The sequence below is a fragment of the Paenibacillus diazotrophicus genome (genome assembly GCF_042610465.1).
Window position 1 is genome coordinate 205,035 of record NZ_JBGJZN010000003.1, and the last position, 19,338, is coordinate 224,372.

17 protein-coding genes are annotated in these 19,338 nt (G+C 50.2%); 12 read left to right on the plus strand and 5 right to left on the minus strand.

The window, feature by feature from the left end; translation table 11 throughout:
- Window positions 1–42: 42 nt before the first annotated feature.
- Window positions 43–936: a diacylglycerol/lipid kinase family protein gene (locus ACAN54_RS15125; protein WP_379156451.1), complete on the minus strand. Its 894-nt coding sequence runs from the start codon at window positions 934–936 to the stop codon at window positions 43–45.
- An 83-nt stretch (window positions 937–1,019) separates the two neighbouring features.
- On the minus strand, window positions 1,020–2,642 hold the full coding sequence (locus ACAN54_RS15130; protein WP_379157511.1) for a histidine kinase N-terminal 7TM domain-containing diguanylate cyclase: 1,623 nt from the start codon (window positions 2,640–2,642) through the stop codon (window positions 1,020–1,022).
- Between the two features lie 385 nt (window positions 2,643–3,027).
- On the opposite strand from ACAN54_RS15130, the gene ACAN54_RS15135 reads away from it, so the two are divergent.
- The 9 genes from ACAN54_RS15135 to ACAN54_RS15175 all read left to right on the plus strand — a co-directional run bounded on the left by ACAN54_RS15135 (window position 3,028) and on the right by ACAN54_RS15175 (window position 13,900).
- The gene (locus tag ACAN54_RS15135; RefSeq protein ID WP_379157514.1) at window positions 3,028–5,016 is read left to right on the plus strand and encodes an S-layer homology domain-containing protein; all 1,989 of its coding nucleotides are present in this window, start codon (window positions 3,028–3,030) and stop codon (window positions 5,014–5,016) included.
- Between the two features lie 198 nt (window positions 5,017–5,214).
- Window positions 5,215–7,023 carry a sensor histidine kinase gene (locus ACAN54_RS15140; protein ID WP_379156454.1) on the plus strand — a complete coding sequence of 603 codons (1,809 nt, stop codon included), beginning with the start codon at window positions 5,215–5,217 and terminating at the stop codon, window positions 7,021–7,023.
- The gene (locus ACAN54_RS15145; RefSeq protein ID WP_379156457.1) at window positions 7,020–8,153 is read left to right on the plus strand and encodes a response regulator; all 1,134 of its coding nucleotides are present in this window, start codon (window positions 7,020–7,022) and stop codon (window positions 8,151–8,153) included. Before ACAN54_RS15140 ends, ACAN54_RS15145 begins: the two co-directional genes overlap by 4 nt.
- Window positions 8,154–8,248: 95 nt before the next feature.
- Window positions 8,249–9,463, plus strand: a complete 1,215-nt coding sequence (locus ACAN54_RS15150; RefSeq protein ID WP_379156461.1) for a chromate transporter — start codon at window positions 8,249–8,251, stop codon at window positions 9,461–9,463.
- Between the two features lie 86 nt (window positions 9,464–9,549).
- Window positions 9,550–9,891: a zinc ribbon domain-containing protein YjdM gene (locus ACAN54_RS15155; RefSeq protein ID WP_379156464.1), complete on the plus strand. Its 342-nt coding sequence runs from the start codon at window positions 9,550–9,552 to the stop codon at window positions 9,889–9,891.
- Window positions 9,892–10,014: 123 nt separating this feature from the next.
- Window positions 10,015–10,695 (plus strand): TetR/AcrR family transcriptional regulator, encoded by a 681-nt coding sequence (locus ACAN54_RS15160; protein ID WP_379156467.1) that lies wholly within the window; start codon window positions 10,015–10,017, stop codon window positions 10,693–10,695.
- 70 nt (window positions 10,696–10,765) lie between these two features.
- Entirely contained in the window at window positions 10,766–11,692 is a 927-nt protein-coding gene (locus ACAN54_RS15165; protein WP_379156470.1) for an ABC transporter ATP-binding protein, read from the plus strand.
- A complete protein-coding gene (locus ACAN54_RS15170; protein WP_379156473.1) occupies window positions 11,689–12,438 on the plus strand; it encodes an ABC transporter permease in 750 nt (249 codons plus the stop codon). The genes ACAN54_RS15165 and ACAN54_RS15170 overlap by 4 nt, the downstream gene beginning before the upstream one ends.
- A 43-nt stretch (window positions 12,439–12,481) precedes the next feature.
- Complete coding sequence (locus ACAN54_RS15175) at window positions 12,482–13,900, plus strand: DHA2 family efflux MFS transporter permease subunit (RefSeq protein ID WP_379156476.1); 1,419 nt, start codon at window positions 12,482–12,484, stop codon at window positions 13,898–13,900.
- Window positions 13,901–13,924: 24 nt separating this feature from the next.
- Here ACAN54_RS15175 and ACAN54_RS15180 read toward each other — a convergent pair whose 3' ends face one another.
- On the minus strand, window positions 13,925–14,353 hold the full coding sequence (locus tag ACAN54_RS15180) for a MarR family winged helix-turn-helix transcriptional regulator (RefSeq protein WP_379156479.1): 429 nt from the start codon (window positions 14,351–14,353) through the stop codon (window positions 13,925–13,927).
- 116 nt (window positions 14,354–14,469) lie between these two features.
- Between ACAN54_RS15180 and ACAN54_RS15185 the strand changes: the two genes are divergently transcribed.
- A complete protein-coding gene (locus ACAN54_RS15185; protein ID WP_379156483.1) occupies window positions 14,470–15,054 on the plus strand; it encodes an NAD(P)H-dependent oxidoreductase in 585 nt (194 codons plus the stop codon).
- A gap of 61 nt (window positions 15,055–15,115) precedes the next feature.
- Here the strand turns inward: ACAN54_RS15185 and nudC are convergent, their stop codons facing one another.
- Window positions 15,116–15,958 (minus strand): NAD(+) diphosphatase, encoded by an 843-nt coding sequence (gene nudC / locus ACAN54_RS15190; protein ID WP_379156486.1) that lies wholly within the window; start codon window positions 15,956–15,958, stop codon window positions 15,116–15,118.
- Between the two features lie 265 nt (window positions 15,959–16,223).
- Here nudC and ACAN54_RS15195 point away from each other — a divergent pair, with 265 nt between their 5' ends.
- On the plus strand, window positions 16,224–17,087 hold the full coding sequence (locus tag ACAN54_RS15195; protein ID WP_379156489.1) for an SDR family oxidoreductase: 864 nt from the start codon (window positions 16,224–16,226) through the stop codon (window positions 17,085–17,087).
- Between the two features lie 139 nt (window positions 17,088–17,226).
- On the opposite strand, the gene ACAN54_RS15200 is transcribed toward ACAN54_RS15195, so the two are convergent.
- Window positions 17,227–18,324 carry a UvrB/UvrC motif-containing protein gene (locus ACAN54_RS15200; protein WP_379156492.1) on the minus strand — a complete coding sequence of 366 codons (1,098 nt, stop codon included), beginning with the start codon at window positions 18,322–18,324 and terminating at the stop codon, window positions 17,227–17,229.
- A gap of 168 nt (window positions 18,325–18,492) precedes the next feature.
- Between ACAN54_RS15200 and ACAN54_RS15205 the strand changes: the two genes are divergently transcribed.
- The gene (locus tag ACAN54_RS15205; RefSeq protein ID WP_379156495.1) at window positions 18,493–19,314 is read left to right on the plus strand and encodes a MerR family transcriptional regulator; all 822 of its coding nucleotides are present in this window, start codon (window positions 18,493–18,495) and stop codon (window positions 19,312–19,314) included.
- The last annotated feature ends 24 nt before the right edge of the window (window positions 19,315–19,338 follow it).

The following is a 19,338-nucleotide window of genomic DNA, read 5'->3' on the forward strand; positions in this document are numbered from 1 at the left end:
AACGGTAACGGAGAGGGGCAAGGGAGAAGAGGTTCAGCCCGGTTACTCCTCCTCAGGTACTACTATCTGAATATGACGGGGAAGTACGCTTAGTTTGACTGGCAGAGCCGGACCTTCTTCGCCGTCTACATTCGTCCGCAGGACATCTGCCGAGCTTACGGTTACTTCTTTGGCGGTGAAATAATCCACGTCCTTGTGGTTCTTGAGCGTGCCCAGCAATACAGAGATACTGACCGTAAGCGTATTAAGGAAATGCAGATCCTTAATAATGTAACAGTGGATCAGACCGTCATCGACAGCAGCATCGGGGGCCAGTTTCTCAAACCCTCCGACGGAATTAGTCAGTGCAGCAAGGAACAGTGGCGTCTCGCCTTCCCAGGTCTTGTCGTCATGCTGTATGGTGAGCGGGTGATGGGAGGCAGTGCCTGCCAGTTCTTTGATGCCTTCTTTGAAATAGGCCAGAGTGCCGAGTCGGGATTTGTCATCCGAGGTCACGGAGGACAGCGATTCAGCCAGAGGCCCGGCAGCGACCACATTGACGAACAACCGGCCGTTTAATTTCCCTACATCTACCCTCTGTACCCGGGTGGAGGCCAGTGTTCGTATGGCTTCTTCGGGTGTCAGCGGGATCTGCAGCGCGCGGGCAAAATCATTCACCGTCCCAAGGGGGATAATCCCTAGCTTCGGCTGGTGTACCTGACCGGACAGACCATTGATCGTTTCATGAAGTGTTCCATCTCCGCCGATCGATACAACCAGATCAACCTTCGCTTCACAAGCAGCTACGCAATATTCGGTAGCATCCCCTTCTTTTAGCGTCTCCTTGACGATAACCTCATAACTCCGGCTCCTCAGCAGTTCTTCGGCACTACTGACATAATCCAGTGCGTTCTCCTTGCCTGAAGAGGGGTTCACAATGATCATAGCCTGCCTCATGCACAACTTCCTCTCTGTTTGCAGATATGTGTTGTACTTACATTACCCCCAAAGGAAGCCGTTGAATGATCATAAGTTCAGCATCAGCGTGCAATATGGACAATCCGGTTGCGCCCGTTATTTTTGGCCTCATACAGCGCTTGATCCACTTCTTCGAAAAGATTGCTGCCCTGTGAGAAGTCGCTGATGCTCAGGAGTCCCAGACTAATGGTAACTGACACCGGCTCGGCCACATTAGCAATAGCAATTTGATTCAATTCAACCCGCAATTTGACTCGCTCGGCGATACGCTTGGCTTCAGATTCTATGGTATCCGGCAAATAAATAATAAATTCTTCTCCGCCATAACGCGCTAAAACATCAGAGGGACGTAGCTCCTGTTTTAACGCCTCTACCGTATGGCAGAGAACCTCATCGCCGGCCAAATGTCCGTAAGTATCATTCACGGATTTGAAAAAATCGATATCCAGCAAGATAAGTGCGAAGGGAATGTGATCTTTCCTGTTCCGTACCACTTCATCCTCCAGGTGCTGAGTCAGATAGTGACGGTTATAACAGCCCGTCAGGCTGTCGGTGATCGCCATGTGCTGGAGCTGCCGGTTCTTCTCGAACAGCTCCTTCTGTACCTCAATCAATGAATGGTTCCGTTCCTGCAAGGCCATGTTCTGTCGGTTGGTCTCATGAATCAGCTGCTGCAGCTCGGTCATATCTTGAAACGTAACAATACGTCCCACCCGTGAGTCACTGATCATAATGGGCGCAGCCTGAATATTCAGATAACGCTGGAGGGCGGTGTGGAAAATTTCAATTTCGATCCTCTCCAGGGGATGCTTCAGGTAAGTCTGAATGAACACTTCAATGGCAGGAGATAATTCCGGGAAAATAATATGGATGTTGAACCGCTCTCCACGCTGCAGGTGCAGATGGGGATGCAGGGAATGGTTAATCTCCACTACGTTGTCATATTCATCAAGTACCAGAATGCCATGTCCGATCGTATCCATCACATCCTGATGGGCGATGGTTACAATATCAAATACTTTGTCACGGTGAATAGAGATCACAAAAAAAGTGGCTGATAATAAAATCCCTAGTGAGGTCATTCCTGGAATGACAGGCAGATACGGGTCCAGGACCACATTGAGCAGGACATCAAGCAGAATGAATAAGGTTACAGCCAGAAGGCCTTTGAGGACCAGTATGACCTGTTTGCGCACCCGCGGGGGCATGTCCTGAACCAGTGCCGCGGAGATGACATACAGGGAAGTAGCCACCTGGACGATGATTACGGCGATGAAGAGCCAAAAAAGAGGCCCATAGGTTCTTACGATATACCCGCCATTTACAGGCCGCACAAACCAGCTGTGGGGATTGATTATAATGCCTGCAGTGGCAACAGTAACAGGAATGGACAGTAAAAGTATGACTCTGCGGTGCAGAAAACGGGTTTGGCCGGTCAGCAGAATGGTGAAAAAGATCCAGCCCGTGCTTAGCAGCGCCGAATCCACAAATGCCGATTTGACATAAAATAATTGAAAGGTAGGACTATTTGTAGTTTTAATCGCGAACTGGCAAAAGGGCCATATCATCATTGTGAAGTGGAAGGCTAAATATACTTTATGTAGCTTCGTGATACTAACGGTAACGAAAATATAGACAAATAGTGCAAACAATACAAAGAATAGAATCAGATCAGTCCATACCATATAACCCAATAAGTTACACCTTCTTGCTATTATTAGTTGTTATGAACGTTTTTTGGGCCTAAAGTCTTACATCTTGCCTCTAATATATAATTAGCCTGATAAGAATACAACTACTTTGAAAGTTGTTATAGGATGAATTGAAGGTGTAGAAATCAAAAGAAGCTGATTAAGGACTCTCGACTCATAGAGAGTCGTTTTTTGTTGAAGTTTGTCATTAGTTTGTCATTGAGATGCGTTATGATTCTTTTAAAATTACTTATTGCAAATTTGAAAGGGTGAAATCTACAGTATGAAAAGAATTACAGCATTAAAACTGTTACTGGTTTCAGCCTTGACAGTCATTTTATTGAGCGGCTGTGTTCTAACAAACACAAGCTTGGTATATGTGAACTTCCCGGCCGATAAGCCGGATAGCTCAGAGCATTTATTCTTCAGATACTCAGATGGCGGCGTGGCTCAAGTTCCTGATGCCGGTACAGCTTCTTCGGTAACAGTTCTTACGGAACCCACTAAAACCATTGTGGGCGGGTATGTGAATGACAATAATATCAGCTGGGTTCCCAGTTATTCGTACGGGGGCTCTACTGTGTATGTGAACAACATTAAGGCATCTAAACCTGTCTATGCCGCAGACCATGTGATATTGGCTAAGCAGCCGGAGGTGAGTACTACTAATCCCGGATTCATTAGTCTAACTTTTGCTGTGTACGGAACAGATAACCAGCTGGTGGGAGACCGGACTGAAGTCTTTGCGCATGCAAACCCCACTACCATTTTCTATAACACAGACCCTAGCGATATTAATTTCAAGACCCCTGAAGTCTATGAAGGATTCTCTTCGTATACGAACCAGGGATTAGTTACATTTCTGATTAAGTCTCCTACTACGCAGTTCTCCTCACCCATTTCGTTATATTCAGGCCCCAAGTTGATTGCGGATAATATCTTTCATCTTATTACCGGGATTACAGTAAGCGGCGCAGGAGGGGTGAACTCGCTGAATACCGGTGATACCCTGGCGATGACTGCCGAGATAACGCCAATAGACGCAGTTAATCCAGGGGTAGTCTGGTCCGTAGTTAACGGAACCGGAACGGCAACTATTGATGCGGTAAGCGGCGTGCTTACCGCAGGTGATCCGGGTACTGTAACTGTGCAAGCGGAATCCACCGACGGAGGCTTAGTAACCGGCAACTTAGAAATTACTATAGCGGCTGCTCCGACGCCAACACCGACACCAACACCGACACCAACACCAACACCGACACCGATTGTGGTGCCAGCCACGATCCCGGTGGATTCCGTTACGATTGGCGGAGAATCTATGGTGAAGTTGGGTGATTCCATTCAACTGGATACGGTGGTGGCTCCTGCCGAGGCAACAGACCAGACCGTTACATGGTCTGTGTATGGAACGGGCACAGGTACGATTAGTGAAAAAGGCCTGTTAACCGGGACTTCCCTGGGTACCCTTACTGTAAAAGCTGCCGCCAACGATGGTTCCGGCGTATACGGAATAAAAGAGATTACGGTTATACCATCCAGTGAGAGCAGCTTGCCAACACCAACACCAACACCAACACCAACAGCGACTGCTGAACCATCTATCGCGCCAACCATAGCACCGGCAGCACCATCGGCTGCTACGCCATTACCAACATTGATACCGACACCGACACCAACAGCAACACCGACACCAACACCAACATCAGTGGTCCAGACAACAGTCCATTTCGCAGACAATGTAGTCAATATTAATGATGTAATACTGAGCTTCAGCAAGAAGATCGGACAGGCGAACGGTAATCCGTCTGCGGGGAAATTCACCGACATTTCCTCCCATTGGGCGGGCTGGACGGTAGAGACCTTCGCTAAGCTGGGGATAGTTCAGGGATATCCGGATGGAGGCTTCCGCCCGGATGCAAGTATCACACGTGCGGAGTTTGCAACCCTCATTGCCAAAGCATTTGATCTCACCGGTACCGGCAAAGCAAGCAATTTAAGCGATATTTCCGGTCATTGGGCAGAAGCCTCAATTCTTAACCTGCAGGAGAAAGGCTTGATCTCCGGCTATCCGAACGGTACGTTTAAGCCTGACGGTGACATCACCCGCTCCGAGATGATCTCAATCATCTATAAGATCATAGACTTTAACAACGCAGCTTTACCGGCGGCAACAGATTTCTCGGATATTGATACCGCATGGAACAAGGATCAGATTCAGAAGACTGCGGCGGCCGGCATCATCAACGGTTCCGGCAACGGAAAGTTCTTACCTGGCAAGGAAGCATCCCGCGCGGAAGCCCTAACTTTGGTGCAGCGCGTTCTGCAGATCAGTCCTGAGCTTAAGGCTCTACTGGACACCTTAAAGTAAGCCTAAACAGAGATCCTGCAGGCACCTGCACGGTGTCTGCCAACCCACATGAAGCCCGCTTCGCCAGAAAAGGCGAAAGCAGGCTTTTTTTTGTCGAAAAAATAAAAATTTTAAGTTCTCTGCCAGAAGTCCATCTGTTAACATAGGAGGCATAGAAATAGAATGCATGAGTTCTTCCAGAATTGAGGTCAATCATCAATGAGCTACAACCTGTATTTATCTGCGCTGCTGATGGCAGCAACCTGCTGTTCACTGATATTGACGTATCTTAGCTGGAAGAGAAGGAGTCTTCCGATCGCCGTGAGCTATGGCCTCGGTATGCTGACCGGTTCGTTATATAGTTTTGGCTATGCTTTTGAAATTGCCAGCACTTCTCTGGAGCATATCCGTTTTTGGCTGCGGATTGAGTATATGGGTATTCCCTTTGGCACAGTTCTGTGGTTCATTATGGTGCTGCAATACACGGGGCGGCAATCCTGGGTGAGCCGAAGGAATATAATACTGCTGATGATTGTACCGGTAATCACCTTTATCGCCCACTATACTAATGAATGGCATCACTTATTTTATAAGAGTATGACACTCAATACTACAGAAGGATTTATGCTGGTCACTCTGGTAAAAGGCCCCTTATATAAGCTTCACGTCTTTTATTCGTATAGCTTCTTTGTGATCGGAATGATATTTTTGGTGCAAATGTACCTTAAGGCCGCTCCCCGGATGAGGATGCCGGTTGCATTAATGATTGTAGGATCCTGGGGACCTTATGGTTTTACACTGGTGTATCTTAGCGGTGTGACCCACTTGCCTATTGATATTTCACCATTCGGTTTTTTGTTCTCGGGTATTTTTTTCTTATGGGGGATTTATCAGTTTAATATGCTGCGGCTTGCTCCCTTGGCTCTTCAGCAGGTGTTCGGATCGATGCATGAGGCTGTCATTGTTTTTGATCTCGATCATGTGCTGACCAGCTACAACCGTTCGGCCGGAGATGTGGTTCAAGGATTAAGCAACAAGAGTATAGGGAAAACAGCCACAGAGGTATTCGGCGGCTCTCCCCTACTGCTTGAGCAGGTTCTGCAAGAGCCTTCCTCGTTAAGCAAGCTCCAGCTTTCAAGTGAGGCCGGTGATCAATTCTATAATGTCCAGCTGTCTTATGTCTGGAACAACAGCAATAAGCCTGTCGGCAAAATGCTCCTCTTAAGTGATGTAACTGAAAATGTACGTACACAGGAGAGGCTTATGGATAACGCCAAACAGCTAAGTGAATTAATTACGCTCAAAGACAGGATGTTCAGCGTGGTTGCCCATGATATCCGTGATCCGATAGCCGTTCTTGTTAACTTGATGGAAATATTGGAGGAAGAAATGCAAGGCAGCAGAGAGAGTCAGGAAGAAGTTGTTCATGAGATGGGACAGCAGATCCGCAATACCTTTGCATTGGTAGAAAGTTTGCTGGATTTTTTTCGGACTCAGACCGGAGGCCTTGTATTTCATCCGCTTGAAAGGGACTTATCCCAGGCTGTTGAACGGAATTTGCGGCTGATGGCGGTTCGCAGTGACCGTAAGCATATTGATATTATTTCCGACATTCCGGAGGGAACCTATGTCTATGCAGACAAGGAAATGCTGGAGCTCATCATCCGCAATCTTTTGACCAATGCGATTAAGTTTACAGCGGATGGGGGGAGGATCTTTATAAAGGCAGAGCGCAAAGACCAGCAGCTGGTCATTTCTGTGAGGGATACGGGTGAAGGTATAGCGCCTGAACAAGCGGATACGTTGCTGCAGGATAAATATCCGGTTTCTTTGCAGGGCACAGACGGAGAGCGGGGGATAGGCCTGGGGTTATCTCTATGCAGGGAATTTGTCCGGCTGAACGGAGGAGACATTTGGTTTGACAGCATACCGTCGCATGGAAGCACCTTCTTTTTCTCGCTTCCCCTTCCGCCCTCACGTTCAGCAGTTCCGGCAGATAACAGGATGGAAGGTGCTGTGAAGCAATGAAAGCGATCCTTGTCGATGATGAGAAGGCTATGCACTTAATAATGAAGCGGATGCTTGCCAAAATTGAAGATATTGAAATAGTGGGTGCTTTTGCGGAGACTGCAGCGGCTTATGCCTATTTGTCCGGCCATGAGGTAGACCTGATCTTCGTAGATATTAGCATGCCGCGGGAAAATGGTCTGGAATTTGCCCAGCGGCTGCGTGAGAGCGGCAGAGGGATGAAGATCGTCTTCATTACTTCCCACAAGGAATTTGCGCTGCCCGCCTTTGAGGTATATGCCTTCGACTACATTGTCAAACCAGTGGTGCAAGAAAGGCTTCTTCACACTGTGCAAAGGGCCATGGCGCAGATCCGTCTGGAGCGCACCGCAGGAGGGATCCCGGGGCCCGTCTCTAATGAAGTGCAGATCAGCTGCTTAGGCGGGATTGAAATTCATAGCGCACAAGGCATGAAGACGAAATGGAAGTCCAAGAAGAGTGCCGAGGTCTTCGGATATCTGCTTGTACATAAAGGAAGACTTGTCTCCAGGGGGAGACTAATCGAAGATATATTCGATGGGATGGCGGATAAAAATGCGGAGATTTATCTGAACACAACGGTATACCAATTGCGGAAGCTGCTGGATACCTATGGTCTGAAGAAGAGTCTGCATTCGGACAGCCAGCATTATGGCCTGAGTCTTAACGGAGTGCAGGTGGATGTGCTGGACTTCGAAGAGGGCTGCCGGCGGATGACTGTCATTGATCAGACCAATATTGAGGCAGCACTCGAGCTTGAGCAGCTGTACCGTGGGGATTTGTTCGGCGATCGGGTCTATACCTGGGCCTGGAATGAGATTGAAAGGCTATCATTCATGTACACCTCCTTTACCCGGAGACTGTGCGCGGCTTTGCTGGACAGGGGCGAGACAAGTACAGCTATGAGGCTGCTGTATAAGCTGCTCCAACGCAATGAGCTCGACGAAGAATCCCATATGCTGCTTATGAAAACCTCGGCGATGCAAAAGAATAAAGAGGAGCTGAACCGGCAATACCGGCAATTTGCCGACATTTTGCACAGTGAAATCGGAATTGCTCCCTCGATGGAGTTCCAGTCGCTGTATGCGCAGCTGTTGTCAGAGCTGGATTGATTTGATCTGCAGTCAATACAGAGTTAACAATAGGGTGCTATGCTGGAATGACATGCCTTGAAAGGGCAGAGAGTGAGAGAAAGGGGATAAGCCATATGGAAGCGAGCAATCAGAAGCTGGCGGAAGCTGGAAGAACCCGTGGAAAAGGGGCAGAACTGCTGGAGGTTCTTGGCGTTTCCCTCAAGCTGGGACTTACCTCCTTTGGTGGGCCGATCGCCCACCTGGGCTATTTCCATAATGAATATATCCGCCGCCGGAAATGGATGGACGAGCGAAGCTACGCCGATCTGGTGGCACTGTGCCAGTTTCTCCCGGGTCCAGCGAGCAGCCAGGTTGGAATTGGTATTGGTGTGGTCAGAGCAGGGTTGCTTGGAGGATTCATTGCCTGGCTGGGATTCACTTTGCCTTCAGTAATTGCACTGGTTGCCTTTGCCTTTCTGCTGCAGGGCTTTGACATTTCAAATGCCGGATGGATTCATGGGCTGAAGATTGTGGCTGTGGCGATTGTGGCACAAGCGGTGCTGGGGATGGGGCAAAAGCTCACGCCAGACAGGGGAAGAGTCACCATTGCAGTGGTGGCTGCAGTGTTCGCGCTGTCTTGGCATGCAGCATATGGCCAGATCCTGATTCTCGCCGCTGCAGGAATAATCGGCCTGGCGATATACCGGACCAAGCCGGAGAAAGGCCCGGATCTGCCGATTGCCATCAGCCGCGCTGTTGCCGCCCTGTGCCTGGTGTTATTCCTCCTTCTGCTTATCCTGTTACCGCTGCTTAGAACGTCTGTGGAAGCTAAGGGTTTGGCGATATTCGACAGCTTCTACCGTTCCGGTTCCCTGGTATTCGGTGGCGGGCATGTCGTGCTTCCACTTCTGGAACGCGAGGTTGTACCCACTGGCTGGGTCAGCCGGGAGGACTTTCTCGCCGGTTATGGCGCGACGCAGGCCGTTCCGGGTCCGCTGTTTACTTTTGCCGGCTACCTTGGGGCGATGACCTCGGGAATCTGGGGCGCTGTGATTGCCACAGCAGGGATCTTCCTGCCTGCATTTCTGCTGGTCATCGGCGCACTGCCGTTCTGGAATGGCTGGAGGAACAATCCGAAGGTTCACGGAGCCCTGGCGGGAATTAATGCGGCTGTAGTGGGGATATTGCTGGCTGCTCTGTACGATCCGCTCTGGACCACTGCCATCCTGAAGCCGCTGGACTTTGCGCTGGCTGCCATTTTGTTTGTGATGCTGTTTTTCTGGAAGCTCCCGCCCTGGATGATCGTTCTGGCCGGTGCTGCCGGAGGAATGCTTATGGAGTTCATGTAGTGTAACCATGAGTTCAAGCGGTGTGCTACAATAAGGAGAATTTAATTGAAGACCATGTTGTCGATAAGAAATGGAGAAATGAGATCATGAATGAATTGCCAAACTGCCCGCAGTGCAACTCAGAGTATACATATGAGGATGGGGCAATGCTGGTTTGTCCGGAATGCGCACATGAGTGGGCACCGGGGTCAGAGGACGCAAATAGCGTGGACGACAAAGTGGTTAAAGATGCTAATGGCAATATTTTGAGCGACGGGGATTCTGTTACTGTTATCAAAGACCTGAAGGTCAAAGGCAGCTCCTCTGTGCTGAAGATCGGTACCAAAGTGAAGAACATCCGCCTGGTCGAGGGTGATCATGATATTGATTGCAAGATTGACGGCTTTGGAGCGATGAAGCTCAAATCCGAATTTGTCAGAAAAGCATAACTGCACAATTCAATCTCTGAAGGAACATGGGGGACAATGCAAGGTCCCCTAATGGGATTTGTTATTTGCGCTTGACTTCTGTCCGGCTTCATAATAAAATCTAACCAGTTAGTTAGAAAAGAGGTGACAATCATAGCATCAGCAGAGAGCAAACGAAGCACCAAAATTTACGATGCCGTCCGAACCAAGGGGATCATTCTTGACGCTGCTGAGAAGGTATTTGCCGAACTTGGCTATTCCGCGGCACGGATTGATGTGATTGCGAAGGCGTCGGGATATAATAAAAGCCTTATCTATCAGTATTTCGGCGATAAGCTGGGTCTTTATACAGAAGTGGTCAAACGCGCGGATCAGGTGGGCGAACAAATTACAGGCTCGTTCATTACCGGATTATTAAAAAATGAGCAACTTGTGACTGACCCTGCAGCCTTCCGGCAGTTCCTGGAATCGATGATCCGGGAAACAGTGACATTTCTCCTGGAGCACCGCAGCTACCTGAGAATTCTATTCTGGGAAGCCGCTGAGGACTGGAAGACCTGGAATCAAATCACCTATCGTCCGGATGATGCTACTCAAATGCATGAATTGGCGTTATCCGCTCAGAAGAATGGAATCCTCCGTCAGGATTTGGACCCGGCGTTGTTTCCTATTCTCATTATGAATGTGACTACAGCTACCCTGCAGTCGTCATCACGATTTGAACAACTCCTTGGTAGACTGGATTCCCCGCAGATGAGGGAGCAGACCACCCAGCAGATTGCGAAGTTTATCATTCATGGCGTGATGGAGCCGTCTTTACTGTAAGAGGCGGCTGTTTTTTTGGTCAAAATATAAACAACTAGTTAGTTTTAAATGAATGATAGGAGTGATGATAATGGCTGCAGTGATTCAGACCAATAGATTAACCAAGCATTTTGGAAGCAATCAAGCTGTGAATGGACTGTCGCTGGAGGTGGACCAAGGAGAAATCTACGGATTTCTGGGGCTGAACGGAGCGGGCAAAACGACAACCATCCGTATGCTGCTGGGTATGATCCGGTCCGATTCGGGGTCCTCCTATATATTTGGAGAGCAGGTGGATGCGGGCAGCCATAAACTATGGGCCGATGTAGGTTACATGGTGGAAACACCTTACTCCTATCCGGAGCTTACCGTCCGCGAGAATCTGGAGATTATCCGCAGGCTGCGGGGCATCCGTGACCGCACGGCGATAGAGACCATTATGGATAAGCTGCAGCTTACGGCTTACCGGGACCGGAAGGCCGGAACCCTCTCCCTCGGCAACGGGCAGCGGCTCGGTCTGGCGAAGGCCATGCTGCATAATCCGAAGGTGCTGATTCTGGATGAGCCGACGAATGGGCTTGATCCGGCCGGGATTGTCGAGGTGCGGGAGCTGCTTCGGGAGCTGGCGCTTCATCACGGAGTGACAATATTTATATCCAGCCATATTCTCGGTGAGGTCTCCAGACTGACGACCAGAATAGGAATCGTGCATCGGGGCCGGCTGCTGCAAGAGACGGATGTCAAAGAGCTGCAGCACGTACTCCGCACACGTCTGCTTGTTCAGACCCGCGACTCTGAAGCGGGCCGGAAGAGACTGCTCCAGGCAGGTTATGCTGTCAAGCTGACCGAAGCTGGAACGCTGGTGATTGACGACAAACACGCTATAGCGCACCCGGAACATATCTCCAGGCTGCTTGTAGATGCGGAAATGCCGCCCACGCACATTCAGGTAGAGGAGGAGGATTTAGAGGCTTATTTTCTTAGAATGATCGAGGCTGAGGGAGGAATGAAAGGATGAATCAATGGATATCCGCCCTGTGGGTAGAAACGTTGAAGCTTCGCCGCTCCAGGCTGGTTTGGATTTCTCTTGTGACCAGCATACTGCTGCCAGTGATGATTGGGCTGGTCTTTTCCGGATGGCTAGGCTCCCAGAGCAGCTTTGAGGGCGAAATCAATATGCAGGGATTTATGAAGGAGCTTGGGATTGTGATGTCCATGGGGGGCCTCATCGGATTCGGTTTTGTGTTCAGCTGGACCTTCGGACGGGAATATTCCGATCGTACGGTCAAAGATATGCTGGCATTGCCGTTGTCCCGGTACGGAGTGGCCGCTGCCAAATTGATCGTTGCCGCAGCCTGGTGTGTAATTCTGGCAGAGCTGATGTTCTTGGTTGGTTGTATAACGGCTTGGTTTGTCCAGCTGGACGGCTGGAGCCTTGGAGCCATCGCTCATGGCTTCAGAGGATACGCACTGCTCTCTATCATGGTTATCTGCCTAAGTATCCCGGTAGCTTGGATGGCTAGTGTAGGACGCGGTTATCTGTCTCCCTTGGGATTTGTGGTGCTTACCATTGTGATTGCCCAGTTTGGCAGTGGCGTTGGGCTTGCGGAATACATTCCGTGGGCAGTTCCCGGATTACTCAGCGGCGCTTCGGGGGAGGAGCATGCACACTTACAGACTTTTAGCCGCATGCTGCCTTATCTCACCGGCAGCATTGGCATAGTGGGCACGCTCGCCTGGTGGCGGTACGCTGACCAAACGTAAATCAGGACGGAACGATATTAGTATATAATTGGAGGGGAATAAAATGGAGAAAACACCCAAAGGAACCATTTTGATCATGGCCATTTTAATTATCGGGTCTATGGTGGGATTGCTGAATCAATCCTCACTCAATACGGCACTCCCGAACATTATGGGGGATTTCGGATTATCAACAAGCACCGCGCAATGGCTTACAACCGCTTTTGCTCTAGTTACCGGCATTGTTGTCCCGATTACGGCTTTTCTTATTCAGAGATTCACAACCAAGCAAGTCTTTGTCTTTGCTATGGGCATGCTTACCGCTGGAACGCTCCTGTGCGCGGTCTCACCGGACTTCGGTCTGCTGCTCACTGGTAGAATGGTGCAGGCTGTCGGAGTGGGGATTATGCTTCCCTTGGTGCAGACGTTGGCCTTTATCCTGATTCCGGTTGCCAAACGGGGGTTTACGATGGGGATGATTGGGCTTGCGATTAATTTCGCTCCTGCCATCGGACCTGTGCTGAACGGCTGGCTTGTAGAGGATCATTCCTGGCGCTTATTATTCTATATTCTGTTTCCTTGCGCTCTGTTGATTACCATTGCCGGTTTATTCCTGATTAAGAATGTTACCCCACAGGTGAAGAGCAAAATAGATGCGTTATCTATGGCGCTGTCTTCTCTTGGGTTTGGCGGCGTGTTGTATGGATTCAGTGTCTCCGGCAGCAAAGGGTGGGGGAGCACAGAAGTTCTGATCTCGTTGGGAATTGGGTTCGTAGCGCTGGGTCTGTTCGTATGGCGGCAATTGACTATGGATAATCCCTTGCTGGAATTAAGAGTATTCACAAGCCCCACTTTCACTTTGGCTACAGTAATCAGTATGATTCTGATGATTATTATGCTGAGCGCCCAACTGCTGCTGCCTATCTATATGCAGACCATGCTTGGGTATTCAGCGCTCAAATCAGGTCTGATGCTGCTGCCAGGTGCAATTCTTATGGGCGTTATGTCACCTGTAGCCGGGAAGCTTTTTGATAAAATAGGTGCCCGGATGCTGGTCATCACAGGGATAAGCTTAACGGTAATCTCAGCCCTGCTGTTCTCTAATTTGACGGAAAATACCACATATGCCTTCCTGATGATTGGCTATTCCTTGCGGATGATTGGAGTCAGCCTGACGCTGCTGCCTGTCGTCACGAGCGGTATGAATTCACTGGCGCCGGATCTGATCCGGCATGGCATTCCCGTTAACACCACTCTGCGGACAGTAGCCGGTTCTATCGGAACAGCCCTGCTTGTGACTATAATGACCTATAGCGGTGGCGGTCTGGGCCAGACGAGTGATGTACACAGCTTAATACACGGGATGAATGTGGCTTCGATGGTAACCGCCGGAAGTGCAGTGATCGCATTGGTTCTGGCCTTCTTCATTAAACGCAGAGAAGCTCCGGTTAAGAGTTCGGCGAACAGTATTCCGGTAAAATGATGTTTAATTCAATATAGATTCACTTCAATAAAATACCTTCTGCTGCAAGAGATCGAGCGCCCGCTCGATCTCTTTGCGTTCCTCGTCCGTCACATGGCCGATCCGTTCAGTGAACCGGACAGCGATATGCTGGAAAGCTTCATTCATCATGGCCTCACCGGCAGCGGAGAGGGTAATGCCCTGCTTGCGACGGTCGGAAGGGTCGGTGATTTTGTCGCAGAGCTGTTTCTCGCTAAGCTTCTTCAGCTCACGGCTCGTGTTCGGCATCGACATATGCATACAATCGCTGATCTCGCTAAGAGTTACCGGCTGGCTGACGGCGATATATTCGAGGATTTTATATTGAACGGGCGTGAGCATCTCGGATTTCACATCTTTGCTAATATCACTGGTTATTTGGTGGACGGAAGCCGTAAAGGTTATGAATTTTTGAAAAAGACTGTTGTTGTCCATGAAGATCACCTCTATAGACACCTTAGCAAAAAGATTATCAAAAAACAATTATCATTTGACAACTAAAATATGGCCGTGTTACTCTTTTGTCAAATGATAAGTAAAGAGGTGGCAGTATGAACATATTGGTAATCTATACACATCCGAATCATCAGAGCTTGAGCTATGCTTTTCTGCAGGAGGTATTACGGGGAAGCCGGGAGAATGCGAAGGTCGCCGAGATTCAGGTACTTGATTTGTATGAAGAGGGATTTGATCCTGTCTTGGTCTTTGGTGAACATAAGCGCAGAAGGGATATGCATACCGACCCTGCCCTGGCTAAATACAGGGAGCAGCTGCAGTGGGCGGATCAAATCGTTTTTGTCTATCCGATTTGGTGGGGGCGGCCTCCGGCCATGCTGCTAGGTTATATTGATCAGATGTTTGCTTCGGGATTCGCGTACAAGGATAAGGGTGGGCTGCTGCCGGAGGGGCTGCTGAAAGGGAAGACGGTAGTGTGTGTTTCGAGTATGAAGGGACCTGCCCATTATCCGCTGCTGCTGCTGAATAATGCACATAAAGCGTTAATGCGCAAAGCGTTGTTCCATTACGTGGGCATCCGCAAAGTAAAGTTCTTTGAGTTCGGCAGCATGGAGAGCAAGCGGGGCAAGCATGCCCGGAAGCTGGAACGGATCTACCAGTATTTCAAGACAGTTAGTTAGTCAAAGGCTGAAATAGAAACGGATACCTCCCTATAGCAGGGGGTATCCGTTTCTGTCTGTCTCAGGAATGGTTCTCGGCCACCCAGTCAATCAATTTGCGGGCAATGCTGACAGGGGGCGGAATGACGGGCAGTTGATCAAGTGCGAACCAGTCGGCGTGATCCAGCTCTTCGCCGTCCACCGTAATTTCTCCGCTCTCATACTCGGCCAGAAAGCCAACCATCAGAGAATGGGGGAAAGGCCACTGCTGGCTGGCGAAGTAGCGGATGTTCTTGACCTTGATACCCACTTCCTCCATGGTCTCGCGCTGCACACAGTCCTCCAGCGTCTCACCGGGCTCGACGAATCCGGCAATCAGCCCATACATATTGTTCACAAAATGCGGAGAGTGGGCGAGCAGAATCCGGTTGTCTTTTAGGATCGCGGTAATGACTGCCGGGGCAATCCGGGGATAGCTGACCAGTCCGCAGGCCGGACAGCTCCGGGAATGCTCTGTCTGCGACAGCTCAGTGGCGGTGCCGCATCTGCCGCAGAATTGGTGAGTCTCATCCCAGGCCAGCATCTGGATGCCCTTGCCTGCGAGATGGAACAGATCCTCGTCCAGCGGCTCATACAGGGAGCGCAGTGGACGGAAGGCCATTCCTGCGGGTTCAGGTGTTTCTGCCGGAACCTCTGCGGTGAAGCAGGGGAGGTTATCCCAAGTTCCTAGATACAGGGTCCTTAAAGGAGCCATGGACAGCTGTTCAAGCGATGGCACAAGCGGAATGCCTGTACTCTCACCCGTTTCGGTAACCAGCAGTTTGCCGGAATGGAAGATCAGCCAGTAGGCGGAGCCACTGAGCTCAATCGGGGGAGTGACTGCAGGAATATAGCGCTGATAAATGCTTGCTCTTGTTTTTGACATGGCGCAGAACCTTTCTGATAGCAGATCATTTCTATTTTCATTTAAGAATAACAAAAACCGGCAATGCTAACAAATATCCGGGCTCACTCTGCTCTGGCGGGCCGAAGATTGAAGTGGAGCATGGAGACGGACTCTGGGTTGGATGTTTTGTGTTTGACATTTCGCCAACATGTAACTATATTAGTTACAGGAAGAAAAATCTGCTGTATCGTACCGGTTACAGCAGGCACTACTATACAACTCATTTCCTTAGGAGGAATAGACAATGAAGATTGCATTAACAGGAGCAACAGGGCATTTCGGTTCTATCGTGGCAGAAACTTTGCTGAAGTCCGTAGCGGCAGAAAACCTGGTAGCCAGCGTAAGAAACCCGGAGAAAGCGGACAATCTCCGCGCACGTGGAGTAGATGTGCGTCATGGTGATTTTGACCAGCCTGAGACGCTGGATAAAGCCTTTGCCGGTGTGGACCGGCTACTGATCGTATCCGCCGATGGCGACAATGACACACGGATTCGCCAGCACAAGGCTGCCGTTGATGCCGCTGTACGTGCGGGGGTAAGCTTTATCGTCTATACCAGTGTTGGCCATGCAGACAGCAGTTCGCTGTTCCTGGCACCCGTGCATAAAGCAACAGAGGAGTTCATCCGGGAATCCGGAATTTCTTACTCTTTCCTGCGCAACAACTGGTATTTGGAGAATGAGATTGGCACGATCCAGGCGGTTCAAGCCGGAGCGCCGTGGCTGACCTCTGCTGGCGAAGGCAAGGTGGGCTGGGCTACGCGCCACGATTATGCCGAAGCGGCTGCTGCTGTACTGGCAGGCGAAGGTCATGCGAATACCGTGTACGAATTGTCTGGTCAACCCACAACACAGGCTGAACTGGCAGCGGTGGTCGGCGGAGTACTGGGCAAGGAAGTTCAAGTACAGCAGGTGGATGATGCCACTTATGCCGACGTTATGGCGAAAGCCGGAGTGCCGGAAGGTGCGCTTCCGATTGTAGTCGCCATTCAAGAGGCGATCCGCGAAGGCCAACTCGACATCACCAGCAGCGATTTCGAGAAGCTGCTTCAGCGCCCGCTTACACCGCTTAGTGTAGGTGTAAGTGATATGCTCGGCATTAAGGCGTAAGACAGAGTCCAGCCTTGCTCCGCCGGAAGGCGAGCCGGGTAAGCTTACAAGGCTCAGGCTGCCATGAACAAGAGGCTTCCGCTTACGGTCGATAGACCGGAGGGAAGCCTCTTTTTGCTGCTGAATGCTTAACTGCAGGTTAGCCGGGTACAGCCATGAAGTATTCTTTGACCAGTTCCCGGATCTCTTCGTCCAGAGCGGCGGTATCCCGGTTATCTAGCCATTCCTGGGGGATAATAGAATAGCTTCCGGAGCTTCTCCCCAGATAGCTGTAGATGATCTGGGCTTCGTCCAGCTTATGCCGGCTGATCTCATCCGGCTTCCCGCCCGCCGGATGGCTGAAGCTGCTGTGAATAGCGGACTGGATGACCTCACGCAGCGACTCTTCGCTCATCTGCGCGGTATTCAGCCTGGCCCGGTCCAGAATCTCGCTGCCCCGGATCAGGATCAGCTTGAGCTGCTGATCCTGCATGGGCTCAAGCACTACAATATTCTTGTTCTGTTCGGTGAAGCCGATCACCTTTTCCTTCTGCAGCAGGGAACTGACCGCCGAACAATAATCGCGGTATTTGGCAGCCGTCTCGAACTCGAAATTCCCGGCTGCCTGCTCCATCCGCCGCTGCAGCTCCTCCAGAATCCGCTGATCGTCCCCGTTCAACAGTCCGATCACACGGTTCATGATCTCCTCGTGCTGCTCTAGTGCCTCCCCGCCCCCGCACATGCCGATGCATAACCCAAGCGAATGATTGAGGCAGAGCGTGTTTTTGGCATGGGGGGTGCTACACAGGATCTTCTGACTTTCTTTGATTCCCTGAATTGCCCGCTCCACAATACCTCTGCTGGTGTAAGGTCCAAAGTATAGACTATCCTCATACTCGGCCGGATCATAGGTTACTGCCAGCTGCCGGTAGGGTGTGTCCGTGCGAATGGCAATATAGCTGTAGGCGAGCGGGTTTTTCATCTTTTTATTGTACATGGGCTTGATGTCCTTAATCAGCCGGCACTCCAGCATGAAGGCTTCAAACTCCGTATCGGTCAGCTTAAAATCCAGATCTCTGATATTCCGGACCAGTTGTTTTACTTTAGGAGAGTGGCCCTTGGCATTGTAAAAGTAGGATTGGACCCGTTTCTTTAGCTGCTTGGCTTTGCCGACATAGATGATATGGCCCAGGCTGTCCTTCATCAGGTAGACGCCTGGAGATAATGGAAGGCTCGCTACTTTCTCTGCCAGATTCATGAGGTTTCCTCCCCAATCTTGTTTTCTAGTATCCTTTAGTATAAACGATCCTGATGTGCGGAGCGACTGGGAAAGCGCCATGTGACAAAACCCACAAAGCCCCCTGTGAAAAGCCTCTATCATGAATGGTGAGGAAAGATAGATATGTTGAAGCTGGGGGGCTTTTGGATGAAATATTCTATCGGGCAATTCGCCTCGATTCTGGGTGTGACGGCGGATACCTTGCGGCTCTATGAGAAACATGATATTGTGCGGCCGATGAAGGATCAGCATAACAATTACCGTTATTTCAGTGATTTGGATGCCAGGAACTTACTGTCGAGTCGTTGGTACCGGAGTATGCAGATTCCGCTGCAAGATGTAGCCGGGCTGATTAATGACGCGCCTGCGGAACAGGTCATACAGTCTATTGCCGACGCGAAGCAGCAGCTGGAGGAGGAAATCAGGCACAGTGTTATGCTGCTGGAGAAGATCAACGAGATTCATGCAGACCTCAGCCGGATCAGCGACTCTTTCTATACCTGCAGCATCAAAAGGGTGCCGGGCATGTACCGCATCCAGCAGACAGACAAGAATCATCTGCTGCAGAAGGAGTGCCTGAAACGGACGGCGCAGGCTTGGATGGAGCTGCTTCCCTTTACCTTCTATACCTTCAGAATTGAGAATTCGGAGAATATCATGGGGACAGAGGAACTGGAATACAGCTGGGGGCTGGCTTTGCTGGAGGAGGATCAGCGGAAGCTCGGGGTGTGTATTAATGAGACTACGGAGTATGTCGAGCCGTCCACCTGTATTTCTGCAGTCATTTCCAGTTCTAATGAGGAGGACCTGAGACGGGGAGACTTTCAGTTCATGCTGGATTATATCAGGGCAGAGGGCTTCACCGTCCATGGGGATATCCGCGGCAAAATTCTGTTTACGGAACGAGCGGGTGCAGGCAAAAAAACCTACCTGGAGATCAACATTCCATTTGAGAAAAATTTCACATAACCTTCATTGACCTTGGTGCCGCAC

What these genes read in the sequence shown, in the direction of transcription:
- ACAN54_RS15125 (WP_379156451.1), bottom strand. Translation starts at nt 936, where the DNA reads ATGAGGCAGGCTATGATCATTGTGAACCCCTCTTCAGGCAAGGAGAAC.
- ACAN54_RS15130 (WP_379157511.1), bottom strand. Translation starts at nt 2,642, where the DNA reads ATGGTATGGACTGATCTGATTCTATTCTTTGTATTGTTTGCACTATTT.
- ACAN54_RS15140 (WP_379156454.1), top strand. Translation starts at nt 5,215, where the DNA reads ATGAGCTACAACCTGTATTTATCTGCGCTGCTGATGGCAGCAACCTGC.
- ACAN54_RS15145 (WP_379156457.1), top strand. Translation starts at nt 7,020, where the DNA reads ATGAAAGCGATCCTTGTCGATGATGAGAAGGCTATGCACTTAATAATG.
- ACAN54_RS15150 (WP_379156461.1), top strand. Translation starts at nt 8,249, where the DNA reads ATGGAAGCGAGCAATCAGAAGCTGGCGGAAGCTGGAAGAACCCGTGGA.
- ACAN54_RS15155 (WP_379156464.1), top strand. Translation starts at nt 9,550, where the DNA reads ATGAATGAATTGCCAAACTGCCCGCAGTGCAACTCAGAGTATACATAT.
- ACAN54_RS15165 (WP_379156470.1), top strand. Translation starts at nt 10,766, where the DNA reads ATGGCTGCAGTGATTCAGACCAATAGATTAACCAAGCATTTTGGAAGC.
- ACAN54_RS15170 (WP_379156473.1), top strand. Translation starts at nt 11,689, where the DNA reads ATGAATCAATGGATATCCGCCCTGTGGGTAGAAACGTTGAAGCTTCGC.
- ACAN54_RS15175 (WP_379156476.1), top strand. Translation starts at nt 12,482, where the DNA reads ATGGAGAAAACACCCAAAGGAACCATTTTGATCATGGCCATTTTAATT.
- ACAN54_RS15180 (WP_379156479.1), bottom strand. Translation starts at nt 14,353, where the DNA reads ATGGACAACAACAGTCTTTTTCAAAAATTCATAACCTTTACGGCTTCC.
- ACAN54_RS15185 (WP_379156483.1), top strand. Translation starts at nt 14,470, where the DNA reads ATGAACATATTGGTAATCTATACACATCCGAATCATCAGAGCTTGAGC.
- nudC (WP_379156486.1), bottom strand. Translation starts at nt 15,958, where the DNA reads ATGTCAAAAACAAGAGCAAGCATTTATCAGCGCTATATTCCTGCAGTC.
- ACAN54_RS15195 (WP_379156489.1), top strand. Translation starts at nt 16,224, where the DNA reads ATGAAGATTGCATTAACAGGAGCAACAGGGCATTTCGGTTCTATCGTG.
- ACAN54_RS15200 (WP_379156492.1), bottom strand. Translation starts at nt 18,324, where the DNA reads ATGAATCTGGCAGAGAAAGTAGCGAGCCTTCCATTATCTCCAGGCGTC.
- ACAN54_RS15205 (WP_379156495.1), top strand. Translation starts at nt 18,493, where the DNA reads ATGAAATATTCTATCGGGCAATTCGCCTCGATTCTGGGTGTGACGGCG.